The organism is Citrobacter sp. JGM124 (assembly GCF_018257795.1).
GTDB lineage: Bacteria > Pseudomonadota > Gammaproteobacteria > Enterobacterales > Enterobacteriaceae > JGM124.
Window position 1 is genome coordinate 265,873 of the sequence record NZ_JAERJD010000001.1, and the last position, 14,574, is coordinate 280,446.

Sequence of the window (14,574 nt, forward strand, 5' to 3'; positions counted from 1 at the left end):
TATACGCTGTCGAACCCGAAAAGCCTTTACTTGGGAAACCTTGCCAAGGCGACGGCAATAACCCACAGGAGAGGTATAGAATGAAAAATGTGATTGTTGTTATTGGTAGTGGTTCAATTGCTCAGGCGATTGCGCGACGAGTCAGTGTAGGGAAACATATTCTCCTGGCGGATATAAAAACGGAGAATGCACAACAGGCTGAAGATACCCTTTCTCGTGCTGGTTTCGATGTCAGTACCACCACCGTCGATGTTCGTTCACGTCAGTCTGTACAGAAATTGGTAAAAAAAAGCGTGTGATATCGGTGAGGTTAACGGGATTATTCACACTGCAGGTCTGTCACCTTCTCAGGCAACAGCCCAGGATCTTATCCGTGTTGATTTGTACGGCAGTGCTGTACTGTTTGAAGAGTTTGGTCAGGTTATCGCCCCTGGCGGCTGTTGTATCGTGATAGGGTCACAGTCCAGTCATCGCCTGGCTGTTGATGCTTTGACTCAGGCCCAGGCCGATGCCCTTGCCACGCTCCCCCCGGAGGCACTTCTCGATATGCCACTCGTGAAAGAAATTGAAGACAGCTTATATGCTTACCAGATATCCAAGCGTTGTAATGCGCTTCGTGTTATGTCAGAAGCGGTGAAATGGGGCAAGCGGGGGGCGAGAATTAACTGCATCAGCGCGGGGATTATTTTCACGCCATTGGCCTATGACGAACTTAACAGCGCGGAAAGGGGAGCTTTCTATCGAAATATGCTGGATAAATCGCCGGCTGGCCGGGGCGGCACACCGGATGAAATTGGCGCACTGGCTGAATTTTTGTTCGGCCCTAATGGTACTTATGTGACCGGAAGCGACCTGCTGATTGATGGCGGAGCAACGGCTGCGTATAAATATGGCGAATTACATCCGTAATCCCCTGTTTGCACATCTCGCCGGGGGCGGCAGGGCTATTTATCACTGCACATGGCTGCCGTTCGGGGCCGGGACTGAATCTACCCATGTTCAGCCATAAACAGGATCAGGTAAGTAGTGTTACCGGCGATAACATATCGGATTGTGACAGGTTTCAGCCCCTTCAAGGAAGCTAAACAGGCGGTATATTCTGCCGCCTGTCTCAGGATATTTAACTCATTGCGACATAGCGTTAAGGTCGTGAATTATACATGGCGGCTCTGAATCGAGTGGCATATTGTCAATATCCAGCACACCATCGTTTTTCTCTACGGAATCCGGCAGCAGGGATGAAAACAGTGGGGTCAGATCCTGCTGTTCATCGCCATACTCAGCGATCAATTCCAGTGTTTTATTTTTAGCCTCGTGATCCGTTAATGCACCAACCAGTACCCGGGCAATTTGTTCACGGGCGATGACACCATCAGCAGGTGTGCCGGAGTGATGTTTGTCACCCTGCAGCATGACGATTTTGTGTTGGTCTGGTTTGTTATAGTCAAACCAGCCTGGCCTGACTATCGTATAGGGGTGACCGCTGGCACGGACGAGACGTTCTGCCCGTCGCTTCCAGTCATGTGATTCTGTTTCACGATTATAAACGCCATCTCTGTCGGTGACCCCGATTGCGGTCATTAACACAATCCTGACTGACCGCTTCTTCAGCGTTTTCAGAATGTTGCGGACGCCACCATAATCAATAGCCCTGGCTCCGATACGCCCTTTACCATCTGATCCTAGTGTGAAAATCACGGCATCAATACCATCAGATATTCCTGACAGTGTTTCTGGTATGGAAACATCCCCGTGAAAAATTTTAACGCCTTGTGGCAGCAGTGTGCTCTTCCGGGGGGTTCTTAATAGTGCGGTTGGCTCATGGCCCATTTTTAGTGACATTGCCACAACGTGACGCCCAATGCTGCCAGTCGCCCCTGCGATCAGTATTTTCATAATATAATGCCCACCTAATCGAATAGAATTTATCTGAAATAAAGTTTATCAACTGGAATGAAGAAGAGTTATGGGGGGAAAGTGATTGCGTTTATGAGCCCATCTCATGACTCATGGTGACTGACACACCAGCCGTGCTTTTATCCTTCCGCGATCGGCATAAAAATCAGCGTAAATAGTCAGATTGACTTTTTTGTGACGTTGTCACTTCAATCATTGCCGGGCTTTTAAAGGGCAAGGAGTGGGGGGCCTTTATTGGATTGACGGGCAGTAAACGTGTTCAGTTGCGTGGTATTTCTGACCAGAAGGTTACCATCTCGGTGCTTCTCTGCTCTTACTGTATTCAATACCAAGTGTTTTTTCATGCAGGGCTGCCGGGACCAGACTGGCAAGGAGAGTGTCACGGCTTTCTTCATCGTCGCCACCATGAGTAATGAAAGACGCGAGCCATGTCCCTTCAAGGTTATGGCTGCGCAAAAAGGTGGCTCATGGGCCGGCCACCCTGAACACATGGCTTTATGGTGTTCTACAGTTGTAACATCACTTTTTAATGTCAGCCTTATTCCCTGAAGGCACTCTTCCTTCGCCTGTTCAGCAGTTTGCCAGTAGTTTTGCGGAGAAAGAATGGCCGGTTCACTGGCAAACAGATCTGTTTTCCGGGCCGGGTGGATAATACCCGTAATCACTCGCGTACTCCCACCGTGAGAAAAACCGGTGTACAGGTGATAACAACAAGATGTCGACGATATCACCCGGATAGCATGCACAAAGCGGGGTGACTGTCACCACCGCGCAGGTTTAGCTAATGGCTCGTTTTATTTGTCCGGATGGTCAGTGCCATACCGGCGCTGGCGAGAGTGAACAACATAATAATCCAGCACATAGTCCAGGGGGTTCCATCACTGAATACGGCCAAAAGTAACGATGAAATGATACCACTACCGTACTGGAGTGAACCTATCAGAGCAGAAGCCGAACCGGCGGAATCAGGGGCTGAGTCCAGTGCTGCAGCTGTCGCAGTCGCAGCAATAATGCCATTCATTGAAAATAGCACAAAGATTACGATGACAATCAGGGGGATGCCACTCACATCAAGTTTTATCGTCAATCCCAGTGCCACCGAAGCCAGTGCGGCGATCAGCACAGCGCCTTTGAGTAACGTTTCCAGCGAGTAAAGCTGAACCAGACGACGGTTGATTGCGCTGAATCCCATGACGCCCAGAATATTTACGGCAAACAACCATCCGTAATGCTGCGGATCAACATGAAAATAGGCGATATAGACGAAAGGCGAACCGGTGATAAACGCATAAATAGCAACATAATAAAACGTCAGACAGAGCGTAAATTTCATAAAGTTCATATTACCGAGTAACCGATAATATGTATGGAACGCACCACGGAGTGAGGCTGAAATACGGCGTTCAGCAGGTAATGTCTCCGGCAGCCAGTAGAGCGATAAAAGCATGAAGATGCCGATAGCCGCCAGTAACCAGAAGATGGCATGCCAGGAGGTGAATTTTATCATTTGTCCGCCGAGCAGGGGGCCAATAATAGGGGCTATCGCCATGACGATGGTTAACGTTGAAAGCATTTGCGCGGCGCGAGTCCGGCTGAAAAGATCCCGGATCATGGCGCGGGCGAGCATCGGACCAGTACAGGCCCCTAACGCCTGAAAGACCCGCCAAAAGACAATCTGCGTTATATCAGTAGAAAGTGCGCAGCCGACTGAACCAATAATAAATAAAAACATGCCTGTGATCAGCGGTAAGCGACGACCCAAATGATCGCTGACAGGGCCCCAAATGAGTTGAGCCAGACAGAAACCGATTAAAAAACCGGTGATAGTTAATTCAGCATTCCCCTGTAATTCTTTTGCCATAATGGGCATAGCGGGAAGATAAATATCTGTTGATAAAGACGTAAAGGCCATCAGAGAACTTAGAATGATGATGAAAAGCAGCCCGGTAGTCTTAATAGCGTGGGAGTGGCCCATACATACCTGAATAAAGAGTGATAATTCATCTAATGATAGCGATCTGATAGCGGTTAATAATCACATTAAGCAAGATAAGCTTTATGAATCATGCTCATTAATATTGCCCCTGGTTCGGTTATTTTTTATAAGGCGGTCTATTATTCCTGAATCGGGAATACTGAATGTGTGATAAATCCACATACAAATACAATCCCCTCTTTTAATATTGCCTCAATGTACTCATGTCAGATGCCATAGTGCCTCTCACCTGGATTATTACGCGCTATTTAGCAAACAAGCGTCACGCCCATCTGGCTCTGTATTCGTCCTGCCGGATGGATCAATGGGCACGAAATTGAAGATGGGTTAACTCACCGGGATGCGTTATTCGGCGGCATCGTGCTTCTTGCCCTGGCATCACCTGTGTTTAATAAGTAAGGAAAAACATGAAATATCGTCAGTTAGGTCGTAGTGGGTTAACCGTATCAGCATTAGGCATGGGGGCGATGAATTTAAGCTTCGGTACTGGTAGTGCTGTTGATGAACAGACTGGCATAAATGTTCTTCATGCCGCGGTTGATCGGGGGATTACATTTTTTGATACAGCCCAGGCATATGGCCCTTATACGAATGAAATATTGATCGGGAAGGCGTTATCACCGCACCGTAATAACCTGATTATTGCAACAAAATTTGGCTTTAAGCTGGAAAATGGCGCGATAACGGGGCTTGATAGTCGCCCGGAAAATATACGTGCCGTTGCTGAGGCTTCGCTAAAAAGCCTGAAAACGGATTATATTGATCTGTTCTATCAGCATCGTGTTGATCCTAATGTCCCCATTGAAGATGTTGCGGGCACACTCGGGGATTTAATTAAGGAAGGTAAGATCCGCCACTATGGCTTATCGGAAGCAGGGGCTGCAACCATCCGCCGGGCCCATGCGGTAACCCCTGTCACTGTCATACAGAATCAGTACTCACTATGGACACGTGAACCTGAAACCGAAGTCTTGCCCGTGTGCGAAGCGCTGGGAATCGGTTTCGTGCCATGGGGACCTCTTGGTACCGGCTTTTTGACCGGAACAATTGATACATCAACAAAATTTGATAGTTCGACTGATTTACGTGCAAACTTCCCACGCTTCACACCGGAGGCTATTAAAGCCAATATGCCGCTGGTCAGTATGCTGAAGGATGTGGCGACCCGCAAAAATGCGACCCCTGTTCAGGTCGCTCTGGCCTGGCTACTGGCACAAAAACCCTGGGTTGTCCCGATTCCTGGCATGGATAAAGTGGCTTATATTGACGATAACCTGCAGGCAATTGATCTTGAATTGAGTGCAGAGGATCTGGCCAATATGGATACGCTTTTGGCCGGTATCAGGATTCAGGGTAACCGGCTGGATGACGGTTTACTGTCGATGTCTGAGTAGCTGTCGGTGGCATAGAGCTTTAGGTACACATGGTGCCAAGACGGCGCCAATAAAGCACCGTGCCGATTTTCGTCAGACAGCCGTGCTGCATGCTGTCTGTTTTTGGCTCTTAACAGCCCAGGAAAGCATCGGATCCCCGTCTGAAGGTGTGCCTTTATCACGCAGCCCTGATCTTCTTCGATATGTAGCCTGAAAATACGGCATGATGAAAAACGCCACAAAACTGGATGGTTTATCCGGTGTTAACGGGCCATACAAATGTGAAGTCAGCCGAGTAGTATTCCCGATTCGCGACGACGCCACGGACCACCGGGTGAGCAATGGATACCGGAGAAACGATTTCACCCGGCGTTGGAACTCGCAGCCTGTTCAGAAGGCGGGGGCAGGGATGTGGTTCTTGTTGCAACCAGCAGGTGTTGTTTTATAATGAGTGAATACTTTTTTATTTGATCTGAATCCTCAGGGTTCCTTGTTCACAGGCTGACGTAATATGGCAAGACCTCGTAGCGAAGAAAAAGCGCTGGCAATACTGGAAGCAGCAAGCTCCTGCTTTGCTGAACGCGGGATCAGTGCATCCACCGCAATGATTGCTAAACATGCCGGATTATCGGAAGGCACCCTGTTCCGCTACTTCCCAAGCAAAGAAGCGTTAATTAACGAACTCTATTTATATTTGAAAAAAACACTGTGCGCGTATCTCTCTGACGGATTTCCACTGTCTGCCACCCTGGAGCAACGTGCCCGTTTTTTATGGTTCAGTTATATTTCCTGGGGAGTGAAGAATCCGGCGGCCAATATTACGCTGAGTCACCTGGATGTTGGTGACTTTATAACACCGGAATTGAAACAAAAAGCAGCGGAGTTCTTCCCTGATATGGGCATTCATGAGGAATTCGTGCAGAGCACAGTATTTTCAGGCCTTAACAGGGGGTTTGCTGACTCAGTGTTCCAGGCGCTGGCTTATTCTACAGTGAAATTTGCAGCAAAGGATCCGAATAACGCGGAAGCTTATAAACACGCTGGATTCACGGTTTTCTGGAAAATGCTTGAATAAATAGATCACCCAGTGAAGCATGATATCTGTAAATAAAAAGAGGCCATTAGCCTCTTTTTAAAACGGCTAGTTACTCTCTTGGTTTATATTCCACCACGGCTTCTCGACTGAGGGTGCCAGAAATTCAACACCTGCACCAATCTCTGGTACAGATAATGAAATTCCCTGTTGTTTTGCCAGCGTCACAATACTGTTAAAGGGCGCATCCCAGGAATGAAAAGCTAAATCAAAGGTTGCATTATGGATGGGGAATAACCACTTTCCCTTCAGATCCTGGAATGCTTTAATGGTATCTTCCGGGAACATATGGATATCTCTCCAGCCCGCATCGTAGGCACCGGTTTCAAGGAATGCCATGTCAAAGGGTCCATAGGCTTCACCAATTTTTTTGAAGCCATCAAAGTAGCCTGAGTCCCCGCTGAAAAAGAGTCGGAAATTGTCAGAGATCATCGTCCAGGATGTCCACAGTCTTTTGTTGCTGTCAAACAAGCCACGCCCTGAAAAATGCCGGGCGGGTGTGGATATAAACGTGATCCCCTCAATACTGTAATCCTGCCACCAATCTAACTGGACTATCTTTTCAGCTGGAACACCCCAGGTACGCAATAAATCACCAACGCCGAGTGGGGCCAGGAAGTGCCGAGTTTTCTCTTTAAGACGCATAATTGCGTCATAATCCAGATGGTCATAATGGTCGTGAGAAATAAGCACGCCTTCAATTTCAGGTAATTCATCAATAGTGATCGGTGTATCCTGAAAGCGCTCAGGACCAAGCCACTGTACCGGAGAGGCTCTTTTGCTGAATACCGGATCGATTAACCAGTATTTATTCTTCATTTTCAGCAGCAGAGAAGAATGGCCCAGCCTGAATACCGAATTATCCGGGCTTTGCAACAGATGCCCGGTGGATAATGCCTTGATTGGGAGCGGTTGTCCGGGCTTAGTCTGTTTGGGTTTGTTGAAAATAAAATTCCATAAAACCTGAATATTTTCTGCCGCACTCACGACTTGTCTTGGGTTCACATTTTTGAATGCACCGTCATGGAACTGCGGGGAATCGGTATAGGGCGGAATCTTTTTAGCATAATAATTACATAATAATGCCACAGTTATTGCTCCTGTGATTATTGCTAATATCGTCTTTGTTAATCTGAAAGACAATCTTGGTGTGGGAGAGACATTTTTATTTTTTGTCCTTCCTGATGAGTGATTTTTCATGGTTCATTTACTTTTCAGGGGAAATACCCGTATCGGACATTCACGTTGAGTCTTTACTGGTCTCGTTACCCATGCCTTGATCCCCCTATGTCAGGATAGACTGACATCTGATTCGTGCTCCATAAATGGATGGCTACATCAACGGGGCGTTTTATCAATGGTTCTGATCTGGCATCTTCCAGAGGCCAGGCCCCCTGACGTGGCGGGGAGCGGAAACGCATACCACCGAAAGTAGGGGCGGGGTATCACCACATTTGATTGATTTCATGATTACTCCAGCAAGTTATGCAGTATTCCCGGCGGTTCGATGAACGATGCCCGGCATGGTCATTTTTTATTTTTAAATGATAAATAAAAGCGTAAGCACTCACTCATTATATGTGTGGTCACGAAAAAGACAACCAAATATTTTCAGCAGTTCAGGCGCGCTCGTCGCCAGCACTCGCCATTTAACTTATAAATATTGCTTACATGCTGAATGGGCTGACGACCATCCGCTGATACGTTTGCGCTCTCAGGTTATTCTTCACTAAGGTATCTGTTCAGCTCGCACTCAATGATCCCGGCGGGTATCGTCAGGGGAATACTGAAAGTGAGTGGTTCTTTTTGCAGGGAGACTTACAGTATGGCTTCGAGCATTTTTGGGGAAAGCGGGGAACCAATTGATAAAAAGCAAAAAAGCAGACGTCAGTGAACGTCTGCTTTCTCTAAATTGGCTCCTCTGACTGGACTCGAACCAGTGACATACGGATTAACAGTCCGCCGTTCTACCGACTGAACTACAGAGGAATTTCGTTGGGCGCTATAATAGCTATTACCGTGGGTTTGTCAAAGATAAAATAGCAGAAAATGTTTTTTTGTCTAAACAATCAACATCTTGTTGTCTTTTAAAGCGATTATATGAAAAAGCTTTGCAGGATCCCTGCGGCTGGCTCATGATTTAAAATCGTGTTTCATTTGATTATCCGAGTTACTGATTGAAACTCTCCGAAGTCCTGCAGCGTGGGGTGCGTAAATCCCCCTGGGGTGCTAAAAGAAAGGCGCATCGCGTGCTGTTATGGCGGGAAGTGATGCCGTTAGCGGTACCTCTCTTTTTAGAGAATGCCTGTGTTTTATTGATGGGGGTTTTCAGTACCTTCCTCGTCAGTTGGCTTGGACAAGACGCCATGGCCGGGGTCGGGCTGGCTGACAGTTTTAATATGGTCATTATTGCCTTTTTTGCGGCGATTGACTTGGGCACCATGGTGGTGGTGGCCTTTAGTTTTGGCAAGCTGGATCCTGAACGAGCGCGTGCGGCCGCCAGGCAGTCATTAGTTTTAATGACGATCGTCGCGTTTATACTGGCGGCGGTGATTCATATTGCGGGCCCGCTGATTATCAACACCATTGCCGGGGATGCCACCCCTGCCGTTAAGGCACTGGCATTGTCCTATTTGCAAACTACCGTCTGGAGCTATCCCGCCGCCGCGATCACGCTGATAGCCAGTGGTGCTTTGCGAGGGGCGGGGAATACCAAACTGCCGTTACTGATTAACGGCGGAATGAATATTCTCAATATTGTTATCAGTAGTATTTTAATTTACGGGGCATTTGGCTGGAGCGGAATAGGCTTCGTCGGTGCAGGCCTGGGGCTGACGCTTTCCCGCTATATCGGGGCTATCGCCATTATTATGGTCCTGATGAGTGGCTTTAATCCGGCATTGCGCATTACGCTGAGAAGTTATTTTGCCCCACTGAACTGGGGGATACTGCTTGAAGTCATGGGTATCGGCATTCCCGCCAGTGTGGAGTCTGTCTTATTCAATGGGGGTAAGTTACTGACGCAAATGTTTGTTGCCGGGATGGGTACCAGCGTGATCGCCGGTAATTTTATTGCCTTTTCCGTTGCGTCGCTGATTAACTTGCCGGGTAATGCGCTGGGGTCGTCGTCGACCATTATTGTTGGCCGGCGGCTGGGTAAGGGGGAGATAGGGCAGGCTGAACGTCAGTTACGGCATATTTTTTGGCTCTCCACACTGGTTCTCACTCTTATTGCCTGGGGAAGCGCTCCCTTTGCGAGCTTGTTAGCCTCATTTTACACCGATGATCCTCAGGTTATTCACGTCGTTGTGGTCCTGCTCTGGTTAAATGCCGCCTTTATGCCCATATGGGCGGCTTCCTGGGTCTTACCTGCTGGGCTTAAAGGGGCGCGTGATGCCCGCTTCGCCATGTGGGTATCGATGGTGGGGATGTGGGGGTGCCGGGTCATTGCCGGTTATACTCTGGGGGTTGTATTAGGAATGGGCGTGGTGGGTGTTTGGTTGGGAATGTTCCTTGATTGGGCCGTTCGTGGCGCCTGTTTTTACTGGCGACTGGCCAGTGGTCGCTGGTTACAAAAATACCCGCGACCACAAAAATAGACCTTGTCAGCATTCAGTATCGGCCAGCGTTGGTTATCTTTTGCTGACCGATACGGTATCTTGCCTGTCGGACTTAATGGGTAATGACTTCGCCCAGGGAGCGTACATCATTCCCGGTTGGAGACTGGTAAACACGCAGGCCGAATTCACCCACGATAGCGAAGATATGGTCAAAAATATCCGACTGAATCCCTTCATATTCCAGCCAAACGACAGTGTTAGTAAAACAATAGATTTCCAGGGGTAAACCCTGCGATCCTGGCTCAAGCTGGCGGACCATAAGCGTCATATCTTTGCGGATCATCGGGTGGTTACGCAGATATTCACTGAGATAGATACGGAAAGTACCAATATTGGTCATCTGCCGCTGGTTCAGTACCGAGTCATTACTGAGATGCTGGTTATATTCCTCAATTTCATGATTCCGCTTCACAATATAAGGATGCAGCAGATTTGCTTCCTGTAATTTATTTTGCTCCTCTTCGGAGAGAAAATGGATGCTGGTGGTATCAATAAAGACACTGCGTTTAATCCGGCGTCCACCTGAGGCGGACATACCACTCCAGTTTTTAAACGAGTCGGAAACCAGCGCATAAGTTGGCATGGAGGTAATAGTGTTATCCCAGTTTTGAACTTTAACTGTGGTTAAACCAATATCGATAACTGCCCCGTCAGCGCCATATTTAGGCATTTCCAGCCAGTCACCAATTTTCAGCATATTATTGGCAGATAACTGTATTCCGGCAACCAAACCCAATATTGGGTCTTTAAATACCAGCATCAGTACCGCAGCCATGGCACCTAAGCCGCTAATCAGAATGGCTGGCGATTTCCCGATCAGCAACGAGATAATCATAATGCCAACCACCAGTGAGCCAATGAGTTTAAGGCTCTGGAAAATGCCTTTTAATGGCAGGTGGGAAAAGGTCGTGAATTTATGGGATAACCCATTAATAACGTCCAGCAGCGAAAAGAAGGATAACAGGGCATACAGCATGACCCAGAGTTCAGCACAGGTCGTTACCACGGCCAGCTCATCTGAACTAGCAGAAAGCCATAACACCGCCTGAATGTTAACAATGATCCCTTGCAGCATCAGCGCCAGGCGATGAAAGAGTTTATTTTGAGTGAAAATCTGTAATACCAGGCTGGAACTGGACTCAGCTCGCTTTTCTATATTCTTAAGTACTAACTGGTGCAGAATGAAGTGCACGATAATGGCGGTCAACAGAATAATGATGGCTATCACCACCAAATAAGGGGTTTGATCGGGCTCAATACCGTACTTTTTTAGCTCAGAAATCAATGCATTCATGGTGCCTCCTTTAACAAACGCAGGAGGTATCATGCATTTTGGCTATGACCTGTGCAACCCACAAGGCCATATTGGTGTACAAGTTTTCTGTCTAAATCTGATAACCACGTTATGATTAATGAAGAACAACCTATAATGAGATGCAGAATATGATGAAGTATTTATCTTCATTTGCCCTGGTGCTGACGGCATTAACTCACTCGGCCTGGGCGGTAACTTACCCGCTTCCCCCGGAGGGGAGTCGTTTAGTCGGACAACCTCTGGTTATCACTGTTGAGCCGGGCAATACCCAGCCGCTGGAGTATTTTGCTGCCAAGTATGGTCAGGGGCTGTCGAACATGCTGGAAGCCAACCCCGGGGTTGACCCACTGCTTCCTGCGGGTGGAAGTCAGTTGATTATTCCCCAACAGATTATTCTGCCTGATACTGTACGTCAGGGCCTGGTGGTGAATGTCGCCGAAATGCGGCTGTACTATTATCCTCCAGGAGAAAATACGGTTGAGATTTTGCCTATTGGCATTGGTCAGGCAGGGCGGGAAACCCCTCGAAACTGGGTGACCAAAGTGGAGCGTAAAAGAGAGGCTCCTTCCTGGACTCCGACCCCGAATACCCGCAGAGAATACGCAAAAGAAGGGAAAGTGTTGCCCGCTTATGTCCCGCCCGGCGCTGACAACCCCATGGGGCTGTATGCCATTTATATTGGCAAATTGTATGCCATACATGGGACTAACGCCAATTTTGGTATAGGCCTGCGTGTGAGTCAGGGATGTATCCGTCTGCGCAATGATGATATTGAGTGGCTATTCAACCAGGTGAAGGAAGGGGAACGGGTGCAGATTATCGATCAGTCGGTAAAAACCACCACTGAGCCTGATGGGAGCCGTTGGATAGAAGTGCATGAACCCTTGTCACGTAACCGGGCAGAGTTTGAATCAAATAAAAAGGTGCCGTTACCGATGGCTCAAACACTGCAAAAAATGGCCACGGAAAGCAGTGTCAATGGCACGGCATTACGCACTGAGCTGGAAAGGCGTTCAGGAATGCCGATACGCATCGATAATCAAACCGCTGTGGTAGCCCATTATAAGTGCGCCTCTTTAGGAGGCCCAGCCACAAAGCGATGCATGTGATGGTGAGTCTCCCAGCTTGGTTCTGGCATACTATTTCCCGGGCTGGGATACACCTGATGCATGTTGTCTCTGTCAGTTGGTGGTATTCCTTTCAGAAAGTATGCCTGTCTGCAACGTTAATTATTCTCAGTATAACCAGGTGATGAAATAGCCCCGCTTTTCAGCATCGGCAATATATAGTCGGTTTATTTTATTGTCTTTTTTAAACAGTGAGTTTTGCTATAAATAGCCTGCCACCAGCCAGTCATTTTTTGATATATATATAATTGTAAATGTAATCTCTAGTTATCTTTTTTTAATAAAAGTGAAATGTTCTCTACTTATTCTCAAATCTTACAATTTTTATTATACCTCTTGGGAATATACTATTTATGCGTTTTCTAAAATCAATTCTTTATAGTGCTATCTCAGTTTCACTGACTGTACCACTGATCTCCACTGCCGCCGATACCCATGGCCCGTCACAAAAAATCAAGAATGTGATTGTCATGATACCGGATGGTATGAGTGTGACAGGAACCACCCTTGCTCGTTTATATAAAGGCGAACCCCTGGCGCTGGATCCGCTGGCAAGTGGTTTGATGAGCACATGGAATGGTGATGGCACAATAGCCGATTCCGCCCCCGCAGGTTCTGCTATCTCTTCAGGCTGGAAATCGCAGAGTGGTAATATCGCCAGTACGGGTAAAAAGTATGATTTTCCGGGGGTGAAAACACCAAATCCAGGGGAAGAATTGCGGCCAATCGCGACGCTACTGGAAGCGTCACGTTTGAGTGGCCGTTCAGTGGGTATTATCAGCACCAGTGAGTTTATGCACGCCACCCCGGCTGATTTTAGTGCTCATGACCCTTCACGTAAGAGCTATGACAACCTCACAGAACAAATTGTCTATAATAATCTGGATGTTATTTTAGGCGGCGGTGCTAAATACCTGAAAGCGGAAAACCGTGCTGATAAAGAAGACATGGCTAATGTGCTGACGTCTCGCGGTTATAGTATTGTAAATACCCCGGAGCAATTAAATGCATTCAACGGGAAAAAGCTGGTGGGGGTTTTTGGCAAGTCAGACAAACACACGGCCCTGTCTTATGATTTAGATCGTGATGCCACCCTTGAGCCTTCACTGGCCGAGATGACACAAAAAGCCATTGATATTTTGTCTAAAAACCCGGATGGCTTCTTTTTAATGGTGGAAGGCTCAAAAGTTGACTGGGCAGCTCATGCGAACGATCCTGTGGGTATTGTCAGCGACGTCCTGGGATTTGACAATGCGGTTGCTAAAGCAGTCGATTTTGCCAAAAAAGATGGTAATACTTTAATTGTTGCCATGACCGATCACGGTAACTCAGGTATCTCTATCGGCGACCGTTCCACGTCTAAAAATTATGATAAAACCCACTGGACACGTTTTATTGACCCACTGAAAAAAGCGAAAGTGACCGGCGAAGGTTTTGAAGCCATTCTTGAAGCCCAGTCAGCCACCAAGAATCCAGGGAAAATTCGCACACTGGCACAGGAATGGCTGGGTGTTGATGATTTAACGGATGCCGAAGTGAATAATATCATGGGCGCGAAGACGGGGGAGCTGAACTATGTAGTGGGGCCTATCCTTGCTGAACGGGCAAAAATAGGTTTCACGTCCAACGGGCATACCGGGGAAGATGTTGTCCTTTATAGTTATGACCCACGCGGGCGTCTACTGGGTGGCTTAATGGACAACACTGAAGTCGCGCACTTTATGGCTTCAGCACTGGATGTAAACCTGCAACAGGCGACAGATTTACTGTTCCTTGATGCTAACGCCGAATTCAGTGCTAAAGGGGCGACGGTGAGTCAGGACTCAACCGACGCAGAAAACCCGGTGTTGGTGGTGAAAAAAGGAGACCAGACGCTGCGCATCCCACGTAATAAGAGTATTGCCTGGTTAAACAATAAGGAAGTGGCATCCGATGGGGTTAATGTCTATAACGGTTCCCGCTGGTTTGTTTCCAGGTCGTTAGTGGATCAAATTAAGTAATCAGAGCATTATTGAGTAAAGTTCCGATCGCCGGAACTTTACTCATGTAGCCTGTTGCCTGGCCCGGCAGAGAGGCAATGACCAGGCAGAGAGATATTCTCCGTGCTGCATGAATAAGGCGCAGACACGAGCC

The 14,574-nt window shown here is 47.7% G+C and carries 10 protein-coding genes, 1 tRNA gene and 1 pseudogene; 6 read left to right on the forward strand and 6 right to left on the reverse strand.

The window, feature by feature from the left end:
* The first annotated feature begins 80 nt into the window (after nt 1-80).
* A pseudogene (locus tag JK154_RS01245) lies at nt 81-909 on the forward strand (SDR family oxidoreductase).
* Between the two features lie 216 nt (nt 910-1,125).
* On the opposite strand, the gene JK154_RS01250 reads toward JK154_RS01245, so the two are convergent.
* The 3 genes from JK154_RS01250 to JK154_RS01260 all read right to left on the reverse strand — a co-directional run bounded on the left by JK154_RS01250 (nt 1,126) and on the right by JK154_RS01260 (nt 3,892).
* A complete protein-coding gene (locus JK154_RS01250) occupies nt 1,126-1,896 on the reverse strand; it encodes an SDR family oxidoreductase (protein WP_211990666.1) in 771 nt (256 codons plus the stop codon).
* Between the two features lie 227 nt (nt 1,897-2,123).
* Entirely contained in the window at nt 2,124-2,582 is a 459-nt protein-coding gene (locus JK154_RS01255; protein ID WP_211990667.1) for a hypothetical protein, read from the reverse strand.
* A 116-nt stretch (nt 2,583-2,698) separates the two neighbouring features.
* Complete coding sequence (locus JK154_RS01260; RefSeq protein ID WP_211990668.1) at nt 2,699-3,892, reverse strand: multidrug effflux MFS transporter; 1,194 nt, start codon at nt 3,890-3,892, stop codon at nt 2,699-2,701.
* Between the two features lie 428 nt (nt 3,893-4,320).
* Between JK154_RS01260 and JK154_RS01265 the strand changes: the two genes are divergently transcribed.
* A complete protein-coding gene (locus tag JK154_RS01265; RefSeq protein WP_211990669.1) occupies nt 4,321-5,307 on the forward strand; it encodes an aldo/keto reductase in 987 nt (328 codons plus the stop codon).
* Nucleotides 5,308-5,797: 490 nt separating this feature from the next.
* Nucleotides 5,798-6,361, forward strand: a complete 564-nt coding sequence (locus JK154_RS01270) for a TetR/AcrR family transcriptional regulator (RefSeq protein ID WP_211990670.1) — start codon at nt 5,798-5,800, stop codon at nt 6,359-6,361.
* 66 nt (nt 6,362-6,427) lie between these two features.
* On the opposite strand, the gene JK154_RS01275 is transcribed toward JK154_RS01270, so the two are convergent.
* Complete coding sequence (locus JK154_RS01275) at nt 6,428-7,468, reverse strand: MBL fold metallo-hydrolase (RefSeq protein ID WP_349291086.1); 1,041 nt, start codon at nt 7,466-7,468, stop codon at nt 6,428-6,430.
* An 824-nt stretch (nt 7,469-8,292) separates the two neighbouring features.
* Nucleotides 8,293-8,368 (reverse strand) — tRNA-Asn (locus tag JK154_RS01280).
* A 188-nt stretch (nt 8,369-8,556) separates the two neighbouring features.
* On the opposite strand from JK154_RS01280, the gene JK154_RS01285 reads away from it, so the two are divergent.
* Nucleotides 8,557-9,978 (forward strand): EmmdR/YeeO family multidrug/toxin efflux MATE transporter, encoded by a 1,422-nt coding sequence (locus JK154_RS01285; RefSeq protein WP_211990672.1) that lies wholly within the window; start codon nt 8,557-8,559, stop codon nt 9,976-9,978.
* Between the two features lie 73 nt (nt 9,979-10,051).
* On the opposite strand, the gene JK154_RS01290 is transcribed toward JK154_RS01285, so the two are convergent.
* Nucleotides 10,052-11,293 (reverse strand): mechanosensitive ion channel family protein, encoded by a 1,242-nt coding sequence (locus JK154_RS01290; RefSeq protein WP_211990673.1) that lies wholly within the window; start codon nt 11,291-11,293, stop codon nt 10,052-10,054.
* A 152-nt stretch (nt 11,294-11,445) separates the two neighbouring features.
* On the opposite strand from JK154_RS01290, the gene ldtA reads away from it, so the two are divergent.
* Nucleotides 11,446-12,423 (forward strand): L,D-transpeptidase, encoded by a 978-nt coding sequence (ldtA, locus tag JK154_RS01295; protein WP_211990932.1) that lies wholly within the window; start codon nt 11,446-11,448, stop codon nt 12,421-12,423.
* 371 nt (nt 12,424-12,794) lie between these two features.
* Entirely contained in the window at nt 12,795-14,441 is a 1,647-nt protein-coding gene (locus JK154_RS01300; protein WP_211990674.1) for an alkaline phosphatase, read from the forward strand.
* Nucleotides 14,442-14,574 lie beyond the last annotated feature (133 nt).